The following is a 20065-nucleotide window of genomic DNA, read 5'->3' as shown; positions in this document are numbered from 1 at the left end:
ACTTGGCGGCCGAAAAATGCATTGCCCCGGCCGTGGTGGAAGGCATTGCCCGAGTGCAGGGGGGGCCAGAAGAGGCGAAAACAGGCTGCCGGCTGGGCGCCCGCGTGATACGGTTCGGCCATGGCTGCCGGCCCGGATTGCCGAGCCTTACTGGATCTGCTGGCCGATGTCCTCGATCAGGATGCGCCTGACATTCGGCCCCGCGGCTTTCCGGCCTGCCGCAAGCAGGGCTGCGCGCAGGCGTTGCATGGCCGGTTCGGCGGTGAAATTGCCGTCGAAGCCGCCGGTATTCGCCTCGATCATCAGCGCGTTCAGCAAGGCGTCCCGCAGCCGATGTTCCTGCGCCTCGATCTCTGCGCGGGCCGAGGCGGGCATCTCGACGCTCAGCGACAGGATCATGATGGCCGAGGGCGTGCCGTTGCGCAGGATCGGCACGAAGAACTGGTTGGGGAAGGCGAACCAGTCGAGGCTGGCCCCGGTGTCGGCCGCCTCGCCGCCGCCGCCCTCGCCGCCGCCGTCCTCGCTGCCGTGGTCTGGGGCGGGATCGCCGGTCTCCGCCACGCCCGGCTCGGCCGCCGTGGCGGCATAGCCCTGGGCAGGCTCGGCCGGTTTCGAGCCGCCCAGCATGTCGCCCCCGACCGCGCCGCCCAAGAAGGCCAGCAGGGGGACCAGGATAAGCAGGAGCTTTTTCACCGCGACCCCCTTTCAGTAAGGCAGGAGGATGTCGGCAAGCTGCTGGCCATAGCGCGGCTGCTGGACATCGCTGATCTGGCCGCGGCCGCCATAGGAAATGCGCGCGCCCGCGATGCGGTCATAGGCGATCTCGTTGCGCCGCCCGATGTCCGAGGGGCGCACGAAGCCGCTGACGGTCAGTTCGCGCACCTCGTAGTTCACCCGCACCTCCTGCGTGCCCTGGATGCGCAGCACGCCGTTGGCCAGCCGGTCCACCACGGTCGCCGCGACGCGCAGGGTCAGCTTGTCGCGGCGCGAGATATTGCCACTGCCCTTGTAGCTCGAGGATGCCTTGGCCTCGGCCAGTTCCTCCATGCTGGCGCCTTCGGGCAGGATGCGGTCGATGCGCTGCGGCAGGCCCGCCAGCGAGGGGATGCCGACCTTGTCGGCCGAACTGCGGCTGCGCCCCGAACTGTTCTGGATTTCGGCGCTGTCGTCGATCTCGATCACCACGGTCAGGATGTCGCCGCGGTCCGAGGCACGCCGGTCCGCCACCAGCGAATTCTGCGACACGCGCCAGAGCGAGGCCGTGCTGTCGGCCCTGTAGGGCAGTTCCTGCACGCCATGGCCCGACGAGGTCATGGCCTGGAATTCGACGCTGCTTTCGGGGGCGGTCATGTCGGGCACCTGCCCGATCTGCGTGACCCGGCCGCAGGCGGAAAGCGACAGGGCAAGGGCCAGGGCGCCGATCAGCGGGGCGGGGCGGGGGAACATGTGCTTGGGCATGGGCTGCCTTTCAGTTTTGCCGGACGATGACCGTCCCGTCGGGGGCCACGCGCCCCGAGACGGTCACGCGCGAGGCGTTGTTCATGACGCGGATGACCTGCCCGGCGCTGCCGGCCGAAAGCGCGCGGCCCTCGGCCTCGATCCGCAGGGCGGCCTTTTCATAGGCGATGGTGACGATCTGGTTGCGCCCGACCAGGGTTGGCGCGGTCAGGGCCGAGGGGTCGATGCGGCGGCCCTGGTAGACCATGACGCGCAACTGCTGGCCCAGGACCGGCGCGAGATCCTCGATGCCGCCCTGCTGGTCCGGGACCAGCGTGACGTCGCCGGCCGCGATCACCGTGCCGGCAGGCAGCGTACGGTTGGCCACCACCGATCCGGCCAGCACCCCTTGCGGCAGCAGCATCAGCAAAAGGACGAGGCCGCGCATCAGCGCACCTGCACCGTGGTGCCGAGCATCTGGTCCGCGGCGGTGATCACCTTGGAGTTCAGCTCGTAGCCGCGCTGCGCCTTGATCAGCTCGGCGATCTCGCGCACCGGATCGACCGAGCTTTCCTCGAGGAAGCCGGCGCGGATCGTGCCCAGCCCCTCTTGCCCCGGCGTGGCGACCTGGGGTGCGCCCGAGGCCGGGGTTTCCAGGAACATGTTCGAGCCGATCGCCTCGAGCCCCTTGGCGTTGACGAAATTGGCCAGCGTGATCTGGCCCAGGTTCTCGGGCTCGACCCGGTCGTCGAAATAGGCGAAGATCTGGCCGTCGGCATTGATCGCGATGCTGCGGGCGTCCTCGGGGATGGTGATGTCGGGAACCAGCGGATAGCCTTCCGAGGTGACGACCTGCCCCTCGGCCGAGCGTTTCAGGCTGCCGTCGCGGGTATAGGCCGAGATGCCCGACGGCATCGTGACCTCCAGGTAGCCGTTGCCGTCGATGGCGATGTCGAGGTCGCCGTTGGTCTGGACCGGGGTGCCCTGCGCCAGCATGACCGCCACGCTGGCCGGGCGCACGCCCAGGCCAAGCTGCACGCCCGCCGGGACCATGGTGCCGGTGGCGGCGGTCAGCGTGCCGGGCCGGGTGGCCTGCTGGTATTGCAGGTCGGCGAACTCTGCCCGCCGGGCGTTGTAGCCCGTGGTGGACATGTTCGCGAGGTTGTTCGAGATGACATCGACGCGCATCTGTTGCGCGCTCATGCCCGATGCCGCGATTTGAAGTGCCCTCATGGCTTGTCCTTTCACCGGGTCAGCGAGGAGATGGTCTGGCGGATGCGCTGGTCTTCCTGGTCAAGGAAGCTCTGGCCCAGCTGATAGGCGCGCTGGACCTCGATCATGCGGGCGACCTCCAGCACCGGATCCACGTTGGATTCCTCCAGGAAGCCCTGGCGCAGCACCGCCTGGTCCAGCGGTTCGACCGCGCCGCCAGGGTCGAAGAGCGTGCCGGCCGTATGGCGCAGCCTTGCCGGGTCGGGGCTGGCGAAGACGCCGATCCGGCCGATCGGGTTGCCGTCGGCCGAGATGGTGCCGTCGATGCCGATCCCGATGCTGCCGGCCCCGGCCGGGATCACGATCGGGGCCTCGCCGTCGTCGAGCAGCGGGTAGCCGTCGGGGTTGACCAGCTCGCCTTCGGCATTGGTCATGAAGGCGCCGGCGCGGGTCAGGCGGTTGCCCTGCGGGGTCTGGACCATCAGGAAGCCCTCGCCGTCGATGGCCAGGTCGAACTGGCCGTTGGTCTGGGTCATGCCGCCGGGGGCAAGATCGACCATGCGGCCGCGGCCATTGGCCATGGCAAGGGTTTCGCCGCGCCCGTCCAGCGGCACCATGTATTCCGAGAACACCACGCCCTCGCGCCGGAAGCCGGCGGTATTGGCGTTGGCGATGTTGTTGGCGACGGTGCGCATTTCGCGCATCAGGCCGGATTGCCGGGTCAGGGCGGCATAGATCGCGTTGTCCATGGCCTATGACCCCGCGATCTGCGGCAGGATCTGGTCGGTGAAGAAACTGGTCAGCGTCGCGGTCATAAAGCTCATGCTGACCCAGAACACCACCAGCATCAGGCCGATCTTGGGCACGAAGGTCAGCGTCATCTCCTGCACCGAGGTCAGCGCCTGGAACAGGCCGATCACGACGCCGGCGACCAGGGCCACGATCAGAAGCGGCGCCGACATGCGCACCGCGATCCACAGCGCCTGCCGGGTCAGGTCGAAGATCAGGTTCTCGTCCATGATTGCCCCTCAGACCGGCATGCGCAGGATTTCCTGGTAGGCCTCGACCACCTTGTCGCGGATGGCCACCACGGTCTCGAGCGCGATCTCGGCCTGGGCGATGCTGTGGACCAGGTCATGCGTCTCGGTCTTGCCGGTCATGGCGCCGGTGGCGGCCAGGTCGACCTGCTCCATCACGCGGGCGAAATCCGCCGCGGCGCTGGTCACGCCCTGCGGCAGCCCCTCGGCCGGGGCGACGGCATGGCGGGCGCGGTCATAGGCGGTTGCGGCGATTGTCGGTGAAATCATGGCATTGCCCCTTAGCGGCGGATCAGATCCAGCAGCGAACTGCCCATCTGGCGGGATTGTTCAAAGACGCGCAGATTGGCCTCGTAGCTGCGGCTGGCCTCTTTGGCGTCGGCAATTTCGACGATCAGGTCCACGTTGGAGCCCGCGTAATAGCCTTCGTCGTCGGCCATCGGATGCGCGGGGTCGTAGACGCGCGGCAATTCGCGCCGGTCCAGCCGGGTCGGCCCCGCGCTGACCGCGCCGGTCGGACGGCCGAAATCGACCTGTTCCTGGAACGCCACCAGCTTGCGGCGATAGCCGGGCGTGTCGGCATTGGCGATGTTTTCCGAAATATGGCGCAGGCGCACGGCCTGGGATTTCATCCCCGACACGGCCAGTTCGGTGGCGGAAAGCGGCTGGGTCATGATCGCCCCCCTCAGCTGCGGCGGCCAAGGCTGGTGCGGACCAGCGAAAGCGAGGATTTGGTCACCGCCAGCGACAGGTCGAACTGGCGCTTGGCGGCCGCGCTGCGAAACATCTCGTCCTCGAGCGAGACGGAGTTGCCGTTGGGCGCGGGCTCGCCGCCGGCATCGGCGACGCGCGCGGAGCCTGCGCCCCAGCCGGCCCCCGACAGATGGCCCGGCCGCGAGGCGCGCATCCCCATGGCCCCCTGGCTGCGATAGGTCTCGGCAAAGCCGGCAAGATCGCGTGACCGGAAGCCGGGCGTGTCGGCATTGGCGACGTTCCGGGCGATCAGCTTCTGCCGTTCGGCGGCATGGGCCGTCAGCGAACTGGCCATCCGCAGGGTGTCGATACGGTCAAACATCGAGGCTTCTCCTCAGGTTCCGATAAACCCGGTCTTAACCTCGACTGGTTTAGAAACCCTTTCGAGGCAGGGGCGCCGGCCGGAAAAAGCGAGGACGAAATGGATAAAATGCAATCTATCGCGACGCGGATACGGCGGGTCCGCCTGACCCGGCATTTCGGCCAGGTCAGCGCGATCCAGGCAGGGGTGATTCTGGCGGCCGGGTTGAACAGCCACGCGTCCCTAGGTGATCGCGTTGTCTTTTCAATGCGTTCCGGCGAAAACCTGCGCGGCGAGGTCATTGCGCTGCATTCCGACCAGGCGGCGATCCTGCCCGAGGGGCCGATGGACGGGCTGTCGATTGGCACGCGGGTCGAACTGGTCTTTGCGCCCATGCTGGCGCCGGCGAATGCCTGGATCGGGCGAATCATCGACCCTTTCGGCAGGCCGCTCGACGGCCGCCCCCTGGTCGCGGGCGGCGAGGAGCGCGGCTTTCGTCCCGCCCCGCCGCCGGCCGCGCTGCGCAACCGGCTGGGCGGGCGGCTGGATACCGGGCTTGCGGTCTTCGACACGCTGCTGCCCCTGGTGCGCGGCCAGCGGATGGGGCTGTTTGCGGGCTCGGGCGTGGGCAAGTCCACGCTGCTTTCGGCCTTGTCCAAGGGGGTTTCGGCCGATGTGGTGGTGATCGCGCTGGTCGGCGAGCGCGGGCGCGAGCTGCGCGAATTCGTCGAGGAGACGCTGGGCAAGGAAGGGATGGCGCGCGCGGTCGTGGTCGCGGCGACCTCGGACCAGTCGCCGCTGATGCGGCGGCGCTGCGCCTGGGCGGCGATGACGGTGGCCGAGCATTTCCGCGACCAGGGCCGGCATGTGCTGTTCCTGGCCGATTCGATCACCCGCTTTGCCGAGGCGCATCGGGAAATCGCGCTGGCGGCGGGGGAAAGCCCCAGCTATCGCGGCTTTCCGCCCTCGACCTCGCATCTGATCATGTCGCTGGCCGAGCGTTCCGGGCCGGGCCCCGAGGGGGCGGGCGACATCACCGCGATCTTCAGCGTGCTGGTCGCCGGTTCCGACATGGAAGAGCCGGTGGCCGACATCCTGCGCGGGGTGCTGGACGGCCATGTCGTGCTGGACCGCGCCATCGCCGAGCGCGGGCGGTTTCCGGCGGTGGACGTGCTGCGCTCGGTCTCGCGGTCGCTGCCGCAGGCGGCAAGTGTGGCCGAGAACGCGCTGATCGCGCGGGCGCGGGCGACGCTGGGCACCTATGCCGAATCCGAGCTGATGATCCGCGCCGGGCTTTATGCGCCGGGCTCGGACCCCAGGCTGGACGAGGCGGTGCGGCTTTACCCGGCCCTGGACGCCTTCTTCACCCGGCAAGGTGCCGATGCGACGCAAAGCTTCGCGCTTTTGGCCGAGGCTTTGGGCGTTGCGGCGCCGAAACCGGGCTGAACGCGAAAGAAGTCTATGAATCCGGCGGGTTTATGGCATGATTGATGAATGTTAACCGGAGTCCCGAGGTCATTGCGCAGCCCGCGGCGCGTTGACAATCTCCTGCGGTCGAGCCGAGGAGCGTCATGGCCATCACCGAATATTTCGTCCGATATTTGCAAAGACGAGACCTGCTTTCCGAATGCGATATTGCCTGCCTGCGCGCGATTCCGACCCAGCATGCCTGTTTTCGCCCCGGCGAGGTGATCGTGCCGCGCGGGCGGATGGCCACGCGCAGCTGCATGATGCTGCGCGGCATGTCGGCCCGCCAGCACGAGCTGGTCGGCCGTCCGGGCGAGCGGGTGATCACCGCCCTGCACGTTCCGGGGGATTTCGTGGACCTGCACGCCTTCGTGCTGGCCGGGCTGGAACATGACGTGATCTCGGTCGGGGAATCCGAGGTCGAATTCGTCGATCACGCCGAGCTGCGGCAGATCACCCAGAACTTTCCGCATCTGACCCGGCTCTTGTGGATGTCCACCGCGATCGACGCGGCGATCCACCGGCAATGGCTGGTCGCGGCGGCCTCGCTGCGCTCCAGCGCGCATCTGGCCCATCTTTTGTGCGAGCTTTACACGCGGCTGGCCAGCGTGGGCGCGGCGCAGGACCACCGCTTCGTGCTGCCGCTGCTGCAAAAGGAACTGGCCGACATCCTCGGCTATACGCCGATCCATGTGAACCGCGCCGTGCGCGACCTGCGCGCGGACGGGCTGATCCGCTGGAACGGCGCCGAGGTCGAGATTCTCGATTGGCAAAGGCTGGCGCGGCTGGCGCGGTTCGATCCCGAATATCTGGAGCTGGGCCGGGCCCGGCGCTAGGCCCTATTGGCACAGCCGGAAGCCGCCGCGCCGGGCCTTGATGTCCAGATGCAGGTGGTCGTCATGCGCCGCATTGGCGCCGGGGCCGAGGACGGTGGTGAAATGCAGGCAGGCGGTGCCGCGCGCCGCGCGCTGGAAGGCCTCCTGCAAGTCGCCGTTGTCCTGGCGCGGGCCGATCTCGATGCGGGAGCCGTCCTCGAAACGAAAGGCGGCGATGTCGAAGGCGTTGCCGAAGGCATGTTCGGACAGGTTCTCGCCCGCGGTCCCGACGGTCGCCCGGCATTGATAGGTCGAGCCCGGCTCCAGCGCCACCAGCCGCGGCTGGCCCGGCAGCAGCGCCGCGGCGGGGCGGACGAAATCGCGCAGCCAATGCGCCAGGTGCCGCGCCAGGTCGCAGCGCATGGGCGCGCCGCCCGGAATCTCGATCCCCGGCAGGGGCTGGCGCAGCAAGACCGGCCGGTCGATGCCGCAATCGCGCTGATCGGGGTCGAGGATCGGCGGCGTCTCGCTGTAATCGGCGCCCAGCAGCGTCAGCTCCAGCAGGCAGGCGGAATAGTCGAAGTCGCTTTCGCGCAGGGTCGCATGAACCGGCGGGCCGGTCGGGACGGGGGCTGCGGGCGGGGGCTCGGCCTCGGCTTTCTCCGGGGTTTCGGGATCCGGGGCGGCCTCGGCGGGCGGCTCGGGCGCTGCCTCTGCCTCTGCCTCCGCCTGGGGCTCTGCCTCCGCCTCGGGGCGGGGCGCGGGGCGGTCGGCGGCGGGGTGGTCGGGACGCGGCGCGGGGGCATCCTGCGCCGATGCGGGGGCGGTCAGCAGCGCGGCCATCGCCACCAGAATCGGCGCCAGCCAGCGCATCCTCAGGGCTGCCCGGCCTGGGGATACAGCGTCACGCTGCCCGGCGCCTGTCCGGGCAGGTTTTCCGGCAGCACCGCGTCCGAGGGATATTCCGGCTCTTCCTGGACGGGCAGGGCGGGGGCCGCCTCGGGGACCAGCGGCTCGTTCGAGGCCGGGATGTCGGGGGTGATGACCAGCGGCTCGGGCGTGACCACGGCGGCGGCGGTCGCTGCGGCGGCCTCGGCCATGGTCGCGGCGGCGGGGATGGCGACTGCCGCGGGTGCGGCCGGCGGCAGCCGGTCGCCGCGGGCCGGCGGGCGGGTGCTGGCGATGGCCGCGACCGCCGCCGTCTGCGTCGCCGCCGCCACGGGCGAGATCCCGGTCACATCGGCGATCCGCACGCCGGGGGGCAGGAATTCGACCGTCGTCACCTTGGGCTTGACCATATGCGCCAGCTCCCATGCGTCCCAGTTGGTCAGCCGCACGCAGCCATGCGACTGGTTCAGGAACAGCTGCGACGGGGTCGCGGTTCCGTGGATGCCATAGGTCGGCTCGGACAGGTCGATCCAGACATTGCCGACCGGCGCGTTCGGCCCCGGCGGGATGATCAGCACCCGGTCGTTCTCGCCCTGCTTGAAGTTGCGGTGCGGGTTGTAGGTATAGGTCGGGTTCAGCGCCACCGCATCGACCACGTGGTTGCCATGGGGCGAGGGCGTGTCGGCCGAGCCGACGGTGGCCGGGTAGTCCGCGACCATGTTGCCCTTGGCGTCATAGGCGGCGACGCGGCGGGTTTCCTTGTCCACGATGATGCGGGTGACGCTGGCGCGGATCGGCTTGGCGGGCACGGTGGCATGGATCGTCTCGCCGGGCTGGAAGCGGGCGCCGGGGTTCAGCTTGGCCAGGAACTTCTCGTCCATGTGGAAGCGTTCGGCCAGCTTTTCCAGCACGCTGGTATAGCCCTGCGAACTCATCGCCGCCTTTTCGGCATAATCCGAGGGGATGCGGTCCACCAGGCCGGTCGCGTCCTCTTCGGTGATGGTATAGGCCATGGTCAGCGGCGCGGCGGCATAGCCCTGGAGCAGATCCCAGACCGCGTGATCCATGCGCCCCGTCATCGGCAGGCCCGAGCGGCGCTGGAAGGCCATGATGGCGCTTTCGCTCATGCCGCCGCGCCAGCCGTCCACCACGCCGGGCGAGATGCCGGCGCGGTCCAGCAGGATCTGCACCTTGGCGGTCAGCGCGGATTGGCCCGCGGGCAGGTCGGTGCCGTCATAGACGGCCGCCTCGATCTCGGCCGGTGTGATCGAGGCCAGGGCCCTGGGCTTGGGCGCCGCGACCTGCGCCGAGGTGCCGGAGGCGGGCGCTGCCGTCTGCGCCCAGCCGGCGGAAAGCGGCAGCACAAGGGCGGCCGCGGCCAGCGCGAGATGCGGAAAAAGGCCCGTGCGGGGTCGGGTCGGGAACATGCTCGGAACCGTTCTGTTTGCCTGTGGTCTTTTGCTTTTGTCGGGCACATTTGGCCAAATGTGCCGCGCAAGGCAAGCAAGAGCCGGTCAACTCGGGTTGAACGCCCGGCTCAGATCGTGGCGGCGAAGCGGTGGTGTTGCGGGAAATAGCGCCGCGTCAGCGAAACCGGCATGTTGTTCAGCCAGTCGATCCGTTCGGTGACCAGGACCGGATCGCCCGGCGCCAGTCCCAGCGCCTCGGCCACGAAGCCCGAGCCGGCCAGCGTGGCCCCGATCGCCATGCTGGCGCGGTTGATCGGCACATGGCCCAGCAGCCATTCGCAGGGGCTCATCTGCAACAGCGCCTCGCGGGTCAGGCCGGGGGTGGCGTAGCTGTTGATCCAGCGTTCCTCGCAGCAATAGGGCGCCTCGTCGGCGCTGAACCGGGCCTTGATGCGCAAGAGGCTGTCGTCGGTGCGCAGCAGCATGGCCTGCGCCACATCGGCCGGGGGCGGGCATTCCTGGTAGTCCAGCAGCGCATAGCCATAAGCCTTGCCCGCCGCCTCGATCTCGCGCCGCAGCAGGAAGCGCACCATCTGCACGCGCGGGTGCTGCGCCACGCGGGTGCCGACCTTGCGCCGGCGCTCCAGGACGCCGCTTTGCGCCAGGGTCTGCAGGGCGCGGTTCACGGTGGCGCGGGCGCAGCCGAATTCGGTCGCCAGCTCGGCCTCGGTCGGGATCAGTTCGCCCTCGGGCCAATGGCCGTCGTGGATCCGGGTCAGAACCTCTTCCTGGACGGCCTGCCAGGTCATGTTCCGACGCTTGCGCTCTTGTTGTTCGGCCGAAAGTGCCTGGGCAAGGTGGCGGGGAAGTTCAATCATCTCTGGAATATGTCTTTGCGTCGAGGGGGCGGCAGAACTCGATACGTCTGGATCAAACGGTTCGCGGCACCGAGGCTGCAACAAGGCCGTGCCACATGTCTCGCCCGACCAGAGGCTTAAGTAAACTTATTGGTTTAGTTTTTGAGAGCAAATTCCCGTGAGGGTCAAGGACAATCGCGCCGGCCGGCCGTGTTCCGCCTGCCACGGTTGACATTTTGCCGGCCGGACGGGACAAATCGGGCGATTCTCAAGAGGTGTTGCCGTGTCGGAAGCTTCGATGTTCCGCGGCCAGGGCGTTTCCGCCACGGCCTGGACGGTTCTGGTCGCGATCAGCCTGTGCCACATGATCAACGACATCATGCAGTCCATGCTGGCCGCGATCTATCCGCTGCTGCGCGAGGAATTCGCGCTGTCCTATTGGCAGATCGGCATGATGACCTTTGCCTTCCAGGTCACGGCCTCGCTTTTGCAGCCGGTGGTGGGCATGGTCACGGACCGCAACCCGATGCCGCGTTCGCTGGCCGTCGGCATGGGCTCGACCTTCGTCGGGGTGCTGCTGCTGGCGCTGGCGCATGAATATTGGGTGCTCCTGTCGGGGGCGATGCTGATCGGCATCGGCTCGGCGGTGTTCCATCCCGAAAGCTCGCGCGTGGCCCGCATCGCCTCGGGCGGGCGATTCGGCACGGCGCAGTCGCTGTTCCAGCTGGGCGGCAATTTCGGGGCGGCGCTGGGGCCGCTGCTGGCGGCCTTCATCGTGGTGCCGCTGGGCCGGCCCTCGGTCGCGATCTTCTCGATCGCGGCCATGGCGGGATCGGCGATCCTGTGGCGGATCGGCACTTGGGCCGACGGGCGGCGCAAGGCCGCCTCGGCGCGTCCCGCCGAGGCCCTGCCATTCACCCGCCAGCGGGTGGCGCTGGCCATCGTGGTGCTGGCGCTGCTGACATTCACCAAGAACATCTATACCGCCAGCATTTCCAGCTATTACACCTTCTTCCTGATCGAGAAATTCGGGCTCAGCACCCAGCATGCGCAGGTGATGCTGTTCCTGTTCCTGGGCGGGATGGCGGCGGGCGTCATGCTGGGCGGGCTGGTCGGCGACCGGGTCGGGCCCTTGAAGGTGATCTGGTTCTCGATCCTGGGCATCCTGCCCTTTACCCTGGTGCTGCCGCATGTCGGGCTGGTCGCGACCGGGCTTCTGACCGTGGTGATCGGGGTGATCCTGGCCTCGGCCTTTCCGGCCATCGTGGTCTTTGCCCAGGAGCTGGTGCCGGGGCGGACCGGGATGATCGCCGGCATCTTCTTCGGCTTCGCCTTTGGCATGGGCGGGATCGCCGCGGCGGTGCTGGGGGTGATCGCCGATGCCAGGGGGATCGAATTCGTCTATCAGGTCTGTTCCTATCTGCCGCTGATGGGCCTGCTGACCATCTTCCTGCCGCGGATGGGGCGGTTGTAGAGTTCGGGCCGGGGGCGCTGCCCCCGGACCCCCGGGATATTTGGGCACGAAAGAAACATGACGACGATCAAGGCAAGGCCGATCACGGCCGATGAGTTCGCCCCTTTCGGCGAGTTGCTGACCCCGCGCGAGGCACCCAGCAAGATGATCAACGCCGGTCGCTGCGAGCGCCATCACGCGCTGGCCACGGTCGAGCGCGGCGGGGGTGAGGCGATCATCTCGATCTTCCGGTCCGAGCCGGTGAGCCTGCCCTATGACTGCGCGCTGCTGGAGCGGCATCCCTTGGGCTCGCAGGCCTTCGTGCCGCTGGGGCCCGATCCCTGGCTGTCGATCGTCGCCCCGGACGAGGGCGGGCGGCCGGGCGCGCCCATCGCCTTCCTGGTGCCGGCGGGCATGGGGGTGAATCTGCGCGCCGGGGTCTGGCACGGCGTGCTGACGCCGCTGGACCGGCCGGCCGATTTTCTGGTCGTGGATCGCGAGGGCGGGGGGGTGAACCTGGAGGAGGTCGCGATCGCCCCCGTCACCGTCGAGGCATGAGCCTGCCCGACTATGCCCTGGAGGAGGCCGCGCTGCGCGAGGGCGCGCGGTTCGTCGCCGGCGTCGACGAGGTCGGGCGCGGACCCCTGGCGGGGCCGGTGACGGCGGCGGCGGTGATCCTGGATGTCGCCTGCATTCCCGAGGGGCTCAACGATTCCAAGAAGCTGACGGCGAAGCGCCGCGAAGTGCTGGCCGAGCTGATCATGGCGCGCTGCGACTGGGCCGTCGGCCATGCCAGCGTCGAGGAGATCGACCGGCTGAACATCCTGCGCGCCTCGCACCTGGCGATGTGCCGGGCCATCGCCGGGCTGCGCCGGCGGCCCTGCCTGGTGCTGGTCGACGGCAACATGCTGCCGCGCGAGCTGGACCTGCCGGGGCAGGCCGTGGTCGGCGGCGATGCGCGTTGCCTGTCGATCGCGGCGGCCTCGATCCTGGCCAAACTGTTGCGCGATCGCATCATGGTGGATTTGGCGCAACAGCATCCCGGATACGGCTGGGAGGCGAATGCCGGTTATCCGACCCCGGCGCATCGCCAGGCGCTGCTAGATCTGGGCGTGACCCCATATCATAGGCGCAGCTTTGCCCCGGTCCACAAGATATTGTGTAAAGAAGAAACTGCAAGCTGTTGATTCGAAAAAGAATTTGACGGCGAATCGGCTGTGACTCATTATCGGCCCCAGCAAATCGGCAAACCAATAGCCGAAACCCGAGGCAGTGATGACCAAGCTTGACACCAAATCCCGCGCTGCGGCGCGAACGCTTCCGCTTAACCAGATTCTCGCCGGCGATTGCATCGAGATCATGAACGCGCTGCCCGAGGCCAGCGTCGACCTGATCTTTGCCGACCCGCCCTATAACCTGCAGCTGAAGGGCGAGCTGCACCGGCCGGACAATTCCCGCGTCGATGCGGTGGACGACCATTGGGACCAGTTTTCCGGTTTCGCCGCCTATGACCGCTTTACCCGCGACTGGCTGGCGGCGGCGCGGCGTATCCTCAAGCCCGACGGGGCGATCTGGGTCATCGGCTCGTATCACAACATCTTCCGCGTCGGGGCCGAATTGCAGAACCAGGGCTTCTGGATCCTGAACGACGTGGTCTGGCGCAAGGCCAACCCGATGCCGAATTTCCGCGGCAAGCGGCTGACCAATGCGCATGAGACGATGATCTGGGCCAGCAAGTCCGAGGGCGCGAAATACACCTTCAACTACGAGGCGCTGAAGTCGCTGAACGAGGGCGTGCAGATGCGTTCCGACTGGGTGCTGCCGATCTGCACCGGCGGCGAGCGGCTGAAGGACGCGGAGGGCGCCAAGGCGCATCCGACCCAGAAGCCCGAGGCGCTGCTGCACCGCATCCTGGTCGGGTCCACGAACCCCGGCGACGTGGTGCTGGACCCGTTCTTCGGCACCGGCACCACCGGCGCCGTGGCCAAGATGCTGGGCCGCGACTTCATCGGCATCGAGCGCGAGCAGGCCTATCGCGAGGTGGCCGAAAAGCGCCTTGCCCGCATCCGCAAGTTCGACAGCGAGGCCATCGCCACCATCAAGCCCAAGCGCGCCGAGCCGCGCGTGCCCTTCGGCCAGGTGGTCGAGCGCGGGATGCTGCGGCCGGGCGAGGAGCTTTATTCGCTCAACAACCGCCACAAGGCCAAGGTGCGCGCCGATGGCAGCCTGATCGGCAATGACGTGAAGGGCTCGATCCACCAGGTCGGCGCGGCGCTGGAAGGGGCGCCCAGTTGCAACGGCTGGACCTATTGGCATTTCCGGCGCGAGGGGCGGATGGTGCCCATCGACATCCTGCGCCAGCAGATCCGCGCCGAGATGGAGGCCGAGGAAGGCCGCGCCCACTGAGTTTTCCGCTTTCGCCAAGTCCCGAGGCTCCGCAAGCTCTGGTGCGGCCGGGACCGCCTTGCCCCGTCCTGCGGCATGCCGCCGGGCGGGGCCTTTTCAGCTTTGCCGGAACCGGCGGGGCGGCCTGCGCCGGCGGCGCTAGAGCGCGCCGCGCGGCATCGGCAGCTTGCCGCGGTTATAGGGCTGCCAATCGATGATCTCGGGATAGAATTGCCGCCGCCAGGCCCGGACGCGGGGGTTCATCCGCCGCCGCCACAGGGGCGGGACCATGGCCAGGAAGGTCATGGCCGGATAGCCCATCGGCAATTGCGGCGCCTCTTCCTCGCTATAGTTTTGCAGCAGCGGAAAGCGGCGGTCGGGCTTGTAGTGATGGTCGGAATGGCGTTGCAGGTTGATGAGCAGCCAGTTCGTCGCCGTGTGCGCGCTGTTCCAGCTGTGGCGCGGCAGCACATGTTCATAGCGGCCCTCGCCCAGATGCTTGCGGGTCAGCCCGTAATGTTCGACGTAATTGGTCAGTTCCAGCTGCCAGACGGCGACGAAGGCCTGCCAGAGGAACAGCAAGATCCCCTGCCAGCCGCCAAGCGCCGCCGCCAGGGCCAGCATCGCCAGTTGCAGCGCGCCATAGCGCCAGAACGGGTTGCGGCGGTCGAATTTCGACCGGCCGGCACGGGTCAGCCACCGCGCCTCGGCCTGCCAGGCGCTTTTCGGGCATTCGGCCAGCACGCGCAGGAAGAAGCGGAAGAACCCTTCGTTGTAGCGGGCCGAAACCGCGTCGCGCGGCGTAGCCACCCAGGAATGATGCACCAGCAGGTGCTCGGTGCGGAAATGCGAATAAAGCGTCGAGGCCAGAAGCAGGTCGCCCATCCAGCGCTCCAGCCAGTTCTTCTGGTGCAGCAATTCATGGGAATAGACGATGCCGATGGTGCCCGAGGCCACGCCGATGCCGAAGAACAGGCCGAGCCTTTCCCAGCCGGTCAGGCCGCTGCGGGCGGAATACCAGATCGCGCCGAAGATCATCGCCGCCTGGATCGGGAACCAGATCACGGTGATGGCGCGATACCAGAACAGCTGCGCCTCGGGTGTTTCGGTGTCGGGATTTTCCTCGTTCAGGCCCAGGATCGCGTCCAACATGGTCATCAGATACCAGGCGTAGAGCGGCATCAGCAGGAACCACCAGCCGCCGAAATATGCGGCGATGAGGAAAAGGGGAACCATGCCCAGCGAAAGCCAGAAGGGCAGGGCGTCGATCAGACGGGAACGAAAAGCGGTTTGCATGGGGGCAACGAAATAATCGGTCTTGATACGGGGCTTGAGCAGCCGGGAGAAATGCGTGTCACGCGGGGGACTGTGGCGGGTTTCGCCATGGCTTGCCACGGCGACCGGTTGTCGCAGACCCGGTTGCGGTTTCGGGGCGGGCAAGCGCCCAGGCCTTGCGCATCAGCCCTGGCAGGGCGGAAGGTCTGAACTCGCTGAACGGTGCCAGACTGCCGCGCTGCGGCGCCGCGGTCAAGGGGGCGGACATCACCGTCAGGTCCAGCGCGAAATGGGTGAAGACATGGCGGACGAGCCCGATCTCCTGCCAGTCCGCGGGCGCCGGGGGCGGCAGGTCCGAGCCGTCCCAGCCCGTCGAGGGAAAGGCCAGCGTGCCGCCCAGCAGGCCCTTGTCCGGCCGGGTCTCGACCAGGACCGCGCCCTCGGCAAAGCCGATCCATACGATGCCGCGGCGCAGGGGCTTGGCCTTCTTCGGCGCCTTGCGCGGCAGGTCCGCGGCGATGCCCTGCGCGCGGGCCGCGCAATGGGGGATGATCGGGCAGATGCCGCAGGCCGGGCTGCGGGGCGTGCAGATGGTCGCGCCCAGGTCCATCATGGCCTGGGCGAAATCGCCCGGCCGCCGGGGCGGGGTCAGGCGGGTGGCCAGCGCGACCAGTTCCGGCTTGGCGGCGGGCAGCGGGGTTTCGACCGCGAAAAGCCGTGCGACCACGCGCTCGACATTGCCGTCCACCACCGTCTCGGGGCGGTCGAAGGCGATGGCGGCGATGGCGGCCGAAGTATAGGCGCCGATGCCGGGCAGGGCCGCCAGCCCCTCGCGCGTATCGGGGAATCCGCCCATGGCCGCGACCGCGCGGGCGCAGGCGACCAGGTTGCGGGCGCGGGCGTAATAGCCAAGCCCGGCCCATTCCGCCATGACCTGCGCATCCTCGGCCGCGGCAAGGTCGTGGACCGTGGGCCAGAGGCTGGTGAACCGCTGGAAATAGGACTTTACCGCGGCGACGGTGGTCTGTTGCAGCATGACCTCGGACAGCCAGACGCGATAGGGGTCGGCCCCGCCGCCGCCTGGCGGCATGCGCCATGGCAGCACGCGGGCGTGGCGGTCGTACCATGCCAGCAGCTCGGTCGGGATCACCCTGGGGTCACGCAATTTTCAGCCTCGTCTCTCTGGTATCCGGGCGCGCCGCGGTCCAGACTGCGCGCCAGATAAACCATATGGTCGCCCGATGGCCCAGAAGAAACCCGAAACCCAGCCCCGCCGCCGGATGCGCGGCTTCGAGGCCGCGGCCCAGCTGGTCGCGCATCGGGTCAAGGTGGTGGGCGAGGGCCGGGGCTTTGCCGCGACCCGGCTGCTGACCCATTGGCCCGAGGTGGTCGGCCCCGAGCTTGCCGCCCATACCCGCCCGGTCAGGATCAGCCATGGCAAGTCCATGGGCGCCACGCTGACGCTGCTGGTGCCGGGGGCGCAGGCGCCGCTGATCGGCATGCAGCTGGAACAGATCCGCGCGCGGGTGAACGCCTGCTACGGCTTCAACGCCGTCTCGCGCATCGTGCTGACCCAGACCGCGCCCGTCGGCTTTGCCGAAGGGGCCGATGCCCAAGGCGCGGAAGGCTTTGCCGAGGGGCAGGCCGCGTTCCTTGCCGCGCCGCGCCGCGCGGCTGCGCCGGGTCCGCAAGACCTCGCCCAGGCCGAGGCCATCGCCTCGGGCTTCGACAATCCCGCGCTGTCCGCCGCCATGCGGCGGCTGGCGCTGAACATCCTGTCCCGCCGGGACGCCAACGACCGAAAGGCCAATCCATGATGCTGCTTCGCCGCTCCCTGATCGCCGCCGCCACGGCCGCGCTGACCCTTTCCGCGCTGCCCGCGATGGCGCAAGAGGCGAAACCCGCCGAGAATGCCGCCGAGCCGGCGCCCGAGGGCAAGGTTCTGCCCGACATCGCGCTGGGCCAGGCCGACGCCCCGGTCACGATCATCGAATATGCCAGCTTCACCTGCAGCCATTGCGCGGTCTTTCATGACGAGAACCTGCCCAGGCTGAAGGCGGAATATGTCGATACCGGCAAGGTGCGCTTCATCCAGCGCGACGTCTATTTCGATGCGGTCGGGCTTTGGGCCGGCATCCTTGCCCGCTGCGGCGGGGACGAGAAATACTATGCCGTCTCGGACCTGATCTTCGACGACCAGAAGAACTGGCTGAACGCGAAATCGGGCGACGAGATCGCGGCGAACCTGCGCAAGATCGGCGCCAAGGCCGGGATGACGACCGAGCAGATGGATGCCTGCTGGAACGACAAGCAGAAGGTCGCGGACCTGGTCACCACCTTCCAGACCCATGCCACCGCCGACCAGGTCGAGGGCACGCCGACCTTCATCATCGCCGGCGAAAAGGTGCAGAACCAGCCCTGGGAAGAGCTGAAGAAGATCATCGACGCCAAGCTGGCCGAGAAAGGCTGAGCGATCTCCGGGCGGCGCGGCCGCGGGAGTATTTGGAGAACGGAGAAAGCGGAAGGCCCCTGACCCGTTTCGGGGCCTTTCACAATCCCAGCGCGGCCAGCCGGTCGGCAAGCGGCGCCGGGTCGTCCAGTTGCAGCCGCACCGGCAGGGCCAGCACCTTGGGCCGGAAGCTGCGCGGCAGCCGCACCGCGTCCTTTTCCGTCGTTACCAGCTGCGCGCCGATCAGCCGCGATTCGGTTTCCAGCCGGGTCAGCAGCTGCGGCGTGAAGGGCTGGTGGTCCTCCAGCGCCTCGGCGCGGGCCACCTCGGCGCCCAAGTCGCGCAAGGTGGCGAAGAATTTCTCGGGATGGCCGATGCCGGCAAAGGCCAGCACGCGCTGGCCCTGCCAGTCCATGCCGGTCTGCAGGGGCGCAAGCCGGCCGGTCAGGTGCGGCAGGGACAGATGCGTCCCCCAGGCCGCGGCGAATTGCGCCTGGGCCGGGGCCTCGCCGATCGAAAGCAGCAGGTCGGCGCGGGCGAGGCCGCGTTCCACCGGCTCGCGCAGCGGCCCCGCGGGCAGGCAAAGCCCGTTGCCGAAGCCCTTGGCCGCATCGACCACCACCAGCGCCAGGTCATGGGCCAGCGCCGGGTCCTGGAAGCCGTCGTCGAGCAGGATCGCCTGCGCCCCGGCCTCGACCGCCGCCCTTGCGCCCGCCTGCCGGTCGTCCGCGACCCAGACCGGGGCGAAGGCGGCCATCAGCAGCGGCTCGTCGCCGACCTCGGCCGCCTTGTGGCCCGATTCCTCGACCCGCAGCGGTCCCTTTTCGCTGCCGCCATAGCCGCGCGAGACCACATGCACGGCAACGCCGCGGTCCTGCAAGAGCTGGGCCAGCATGATGGCGGTGGGCGTCTTGCCGGTGCCGCCGGCGTTCAGGTTGCCGATGCAGATCACCGGCACCCCCGGCCGCGTGCGTGGCCCCCGCGCCAGGCGGCGGGCGGTGGCCGCGGCGTAAAGCGCGCCCAGCGGCGCCAGCAGCCGCGCCTTGAGCCCCGGCGGCCGGAACCAGAAATCGGGGGCGCGGCGGCTCATTGCGGGTTCTCCATGGCCTCGAGGACGGTATCGGCGATGCGGCCCAGGACGGCGGCGCCGCCGGTGCTGACCGACCAGGCGTTGCCGGCCAGCATCGCCGCCTGATCCGGCGCCGAGAGATCTGCGACCGCGCGCGTCAGCCCGGCCGCCTCGGTCACCAGCCGCGCGGCCGAGGCCCCGTCGAGCTGCGTCCATTCCGGGCCATGCGCCTCGGTAAGCGGGCCGTGGATGATGGCCGAGCCAAGCGCCGCCGGCTCGAACGGGTGGCGCGGCGCCAGGCCCGGACCGGGCAGAAGCGTGCCGCCCATGAAGCAGACCGGCGCCAGCCGATACCACAGGCCCATCTCCTGCGTGTCCTCGGCGATCAGCACGTGATCGTCGGGCGAGGGGTCTTCGTCGTCCGAGCGCAGCACGGCGGCCAGGCCAAGCGCCTCGACCTCGGCCCGGACCTGGGGGATCGTCTCGGCCGGCAGCCCGGCCAGGATCAGCAAGGCGCGGTGGTTGTGGTGCAGCGCGGCCTGGTGCGCGGCCAGCGCCGCCTTCGCCTCGGGCAGCGTGGGACAGGCCGCCAGCCAGATGTGGCGGCCGGCCAGGATCTGGGCCAGTGCGCGCCGCTCTGCCTCGTTGGCGGCCAAGGGCGGCCGTGTCTCGGTGATCGGGCCGGTCAGCTCGATCCGGCCGGGCGGGGCGCCCAATTGCCGGGCGGCGGCGGCGGCGGTCGGGTCGGGGGCGAGGATGCGGGCGATCTTGCCCATCAGCCCGCGATTGACCGCGCCGCGCCACGATCCGCGCCGGGCATGGGCCACGAGCCGCGCCTCGCACAGGATGACCGGCAGGTTCTGCTCGGCCGCGCCCGAGATCAGCGCGGCCGGAAGCTGGTCGCCCAGGACCAGCAGCGCCCGCGGCTGCAGCGCCCGGATCACCTCGCGCACCGCGGCCGGATCCTGCGGCCGGGGCAGGGTCACGGCGCGCAGCCCGGCAGGCAGGGTGTCCGGGGCCAAGGGCGCGCCGAGGAAGGCGAAGCGCAGCCCCGGCCGCCGGGCCAGCAGCGCCCTGACCAGCGCGCCCGGCTGCGGCGGCTCTTCGGCCTGTTCCGCCAGATGCACCATGACCAGCGGCCCCTCGCCCGGCGGGGCCTCGGGGAGTTCGACCGGGCCGCCGGCCAGCGCCGCGCGGCGGCGCAGGTGCAGCCAAAGCGCCAGGGACGCGGTTGCATCGGCGGGAAGCATCGCGATTC

Annotated in this window: 24 protein-coding genes; 8 read left to right on the top strand and 16 right to left on the bottom strand. The window is 69.0% G+C overall.

Annotation, left to right across the window (positions count from 1 at the left end; genetic code table 11):
• Window positions 1-147: 147 nt before the first annotated feature.
• From E3U25_RS16185 to E3U25_RS16145, 9 genes are read right to left on the bottom strand one after another with little or no spacing between them, the layout of a single operon-like run.
• On the bottom strand, window positions 148-693 hold the full coding sequence (locus tag E3U25_RS16185; RefSeq protein ID WP_116222184.1) for a hypothetical protein: 546 nt from the start codon (window positions 691-693) through the stop codon (window positions 148-150).
• A gap of 12 nt (window positions 694-705) precedes the next feature.
• Complete coding sequence (flgH, locus tag E3U25_RS16180; RefSeq protein ID WP_072463650.1) at window positions 706-1458, bottom strand: flagellar basal body L-ring protein FlgH; 753 nt, start codon at window positions 1456-1458, stop codon at window positions 706-708.
• A gap of 10 nt (window positions 1459-1468) precedes the next feature.
• Window positions 1469-1885, bottom strand: a complete 417-nt coding sequence (gene flgA, locus E3U25_RS16175) for a flagellar basal body P-ring formation chaperone FlgA (protein ID WP_036760474.1) — start codon at window positions 1883-1885, stop codon at window positions 1469-1471.
• Complete coding sequence (gene flgG / locus E3U25_RS16170) at window positions 1885-2670, bottom strand: flagellar basal-body rod protein FlgG (RefSeq protein WP_072463651.1); 786 nt, start codon at window positions 2668-2670, stop codon at window positions 1885-1887. The genes flgA and flgG overlap by 1 nt, the downstream gene beginning before the upstream one ends.
• A gap of 11 nt (window positions 2671-2681) precedes the next feature.
• Window positions 2682-3398 (bottom strand): flagellar hook-basal body complex protein, encoded by a 717-nt coding sequence (locus E3U25_RS16165; RefSeq protein ID WP_114535752.1) that lies wholly within the window; start codon window positions 3396-3398, stop codon window positions 2682-2684.
• 3 nt (window positions 3399-3401) lie between these two features.
• Window positions 3402-3668, bottom strand: coding sequence for a flagellar biosynthetic protein FliQ (locus E3U25_RS16160; protein ID WP_036760481.1), 267 nt, complete (start codon window positions 3666-3668; stop codon window positions 3402-3404).
• A 9-nt stretch (window positions 3669-3677) separates the two neighbouring features.
• Window positions 3678-3956: a flagellar hook-basal body complex protein FliE gene (fliE, locus tag E3U25_RS16155; RefSeq protein WP_116222185.1), complete on the bottom strand. Its 279-nt coding sequence runs from the start codon at window positions 3954-3956 to the stop codon at window positions 3678-3680.
• 11 nt (window positions 3957-3967) lie between these two features.
• On the bottom strand, window positions 3968-4360 hold the full coding sequence (gene flgC, locus E3U25_RS16150; RefSeq protein ID WP_036760486.1) for a flagellar basal body rod protein FlgC: 393 nt from the start codon (window positions 4358-4360) through the stop codon (window positions 3968-3970).
• 11 nt (window positions 4361-4371) lie between these two features.
• Window positions 4372-4761 carry a FlgB family protein gene (locus E3U25_RS16145; RefSeq protein WP_114535753.1) on the bottom strand — a complete coding sequence of 130 codons (390 nt, stop codon included), beginning with the start codon at window positions 4759-4761 and terminating at the stop codon, window positions 4372-4374.
• A 108-nt stretch (window positions 4762-4869) separates the two neighbouring features.
• Here E3U25_RS16145 and E3U25_RS16140 point away from each other — a divergent pair, with 108 nt between their 5' ends.
• Window positions 4870-6186, top strand: a complete 1317-nt coding sequence (locus tag E3U25_RS16140; protein WP_116222447.1) for a FliI/YscN family ATPase — start codon at window positions 4870-4872, stop codon at window positions 6184-6186.
• A gap of 125 nt (window positions 6187-6311) precedes the next feature.
• Window positions 6312-7043: a Crp/Fnr family transcriptional regulator gene (locus tag E3U25_RS16135; protein WP_072463657.1), complete on the top strand. Its 732-nt coding sequence runs from the start codon at window positions 6312-6314 to the stop codon at window positions 7041-7043.
• A 3-nt stretch (window positions 7044-7046) separates the two neighbouring features.
• On the opposite strand, the gene E3U25_RS16130 is transcribed toward E3U25_RS16135, so the two are convergent.
• The 3 genes from E3U25_RS16130 to E3U25_RS16120 all read right to left on the bottom strand — a co-directional run bounded on the left by E3U25_RS16130 (window position 7047) and on the right by E3U25_RS16120 (window position 10197).
• Entirely contained in the window at window positions 7047-7895 is an 849-nt protein-coding gene (locus E3U25_RS16130) for an extensin family protein (protein ID WP_116222186.1), read from the bottom strand.
• 2 nt (window positions 7896-7897) lie between these two features.
• Window positions 7898-9337 (bottom strand): L,D-transpeptidase family protein, encoded by a 1440-nt coding sequence (locus E3U25_RS16125; protein WP_116222187.1) that lies wholly within the window; start codon window positions 9335-9337, stop codon window positions 7898-7900.
• A 110-nt stretch (window positions 9338-9447) separates the two neighbouring features.
• Complete coding sequence (locus E3U25_RS16120; RefSeq protein WP_072463660.1) at window positions 9448-10197, bottom strand: GntR family transcriptional regulator; 750 nt, start codon at window positions 10195-10197, stop codon at window positions 9448-9450.
• Window positions 10198-10474: 277 nt separating this feature from the next.
• Here E3U25_RS16120 and E3U25_RS16115 point away from each other — a divergent pair, with 277 nt between their 5' ends.
• The 4 genes from E3U25_RS16115 to E3U25_RS16100 all read left to right on the top strand — a co-directional run bounded on the left by E3U25_RS16115 (window position 10475) and on the right by E3U25_RS16100 (window position 14035).
• Entirely contained in the window at window positions 10475-11650 is a 1176-nt protein-coding gene (locus tag E3U25_RS16115) for an MFS transporter (RefSeq protein WP_072463661.1), read from the top strand.
• A gap of 57 nt (window positions 11651-11707) precedes the next feature.
• A complete protein-coding gene (locus E3U25_RS16110) occupies window positions 11708-12187 on the top strand; it encodes an ureidoglycolate lyase (protein WP_036760810.1) in 480 nt (159 codons plus the stop codon).
• A complete protein-coding gene (locus E3U25_RS16105) occupies window positions 12184-12816 on the top strand; it encodes a ribonuclease HII (RefSeq protein ID WP_072463663.1) in 633 nt (210 codons plus the stop codon). The genes E3U25_RS16110 and E3U25_RS16105 overlap by 4 nt, the downstream gene beginning before the upstream one ends.
• A gap of 88 nt (window positions 12817-12904) precedes the next feature.
• Entirely contained in the window at window positions 12905-14035 is a 1131-nt protein-coding gene (locus tag E3U25_RS16100) for a site-specific DNA-methyltransferase (protein WP_072463664.1), read from the top strand.
• A gap of 138 nt (window positions 14036-14173) precedes the next feature.
• Here the strand turns inward: E3U25_RS16100 and E3U25_RS16095 are convergent, their stop codons facing one another.
• Both E3U25_RS16095 and E3U25_RS16090 read right to left on the bottom strand, forming a co-directional pair.
• Complete coding sequence (locus tag E3U25_RS16095) at window positions 14174-15310, bottom strand: alkane 1-monooxygenase (RefSeq protein ID WP_116222188.1); 1137 nt, start codon at window positions 15308-15310, stop codon at window positions 14174-14176.
• Between the two features lie 58 nt (window positions 15311-15368).
• Window positions 15369-16379, bottom strand: a complete 1011-nt coding sequence (locus tag E3U25_RS16090; RefSeq protein ID WP_116222448.1) for an A/G-specific adenine glycosylase — start codon at window positions 16377-16379, stop codon at window positions 15369-15371.
• 151 nt (window positions 16380-16530) lie between these two features.
• On the opposite strand from E3U25_RS16090, the gene E3U25_RS16085 reads away from it, so the two are divergent.
• Entirely contained in the window at window positions 16531-17106 is a 576-nt protein-coding gene (locus E3U25_RS16085; RefSeq protein WP_244295197.1) for a DUF721 domain-containing protein, read from the top strand.
• Complete coding sequence (locus E3U25_RS16080; protein ID WP_116222189.1) at window positions 17103-17759, top strand: DsbA family protein; 657 nt, start codon at window positions 17103-17105, stop codon at window positions 17757-17759. Before E3U25_RS16085 ends, E3U25_RS16080 begins: the two co-directional genes overlap by 4 nt.
• A gap of 79 nt (window positions 17760-17838) precedes the next feature.
• Here E3U25_RS16080 and lpxK read toward each other — a convergent pair whose 3' ends face one another.
• Together lpxK and E3U25_RS16070 are read right to left on the bottom strand one after the other, a co-directional pair.
• A complete protein-coding gene (gene lpxK / locus E3U25_RS16075; RefSeq protein WP_116222190.1) occupies window positions 17839-18828 on the bottom strand; it encodes a tetraacyldisaccharide 4'-kinase in 990 nt (329 codons plus the stop codon).
• Entirely contained in the window at window positions 18825-20057 is a 1233-nt protein-coding gene (locus tag E3U25_RS16070; protein WP_116222191.1) for a 3-deoxy-D-manno-octulosonic acid transferase, read from the bottom strand. Before E3U25_RS16070 ends, lpxK begins: the two co-directional genes overlap by 4 nt.
• Window positions 20058-20065 lie beyond the last annotated feature (8 nt).

Origin of the sequence: Paracoccus versutus (assembly GCF_029909795.1) — a bacterium.
In the GTDB taxonomy this organism is placed as follows: domain Bacteria; phylum Pseudomonadota; class Alphaproteobacteria; order Rhodobacterales; family Rhodobacteraceae; genus Paracoccus; species Paracoccus versutus.
This window is presented reverse-complemented; position numbering and strand designations above follow the sequence as displayed.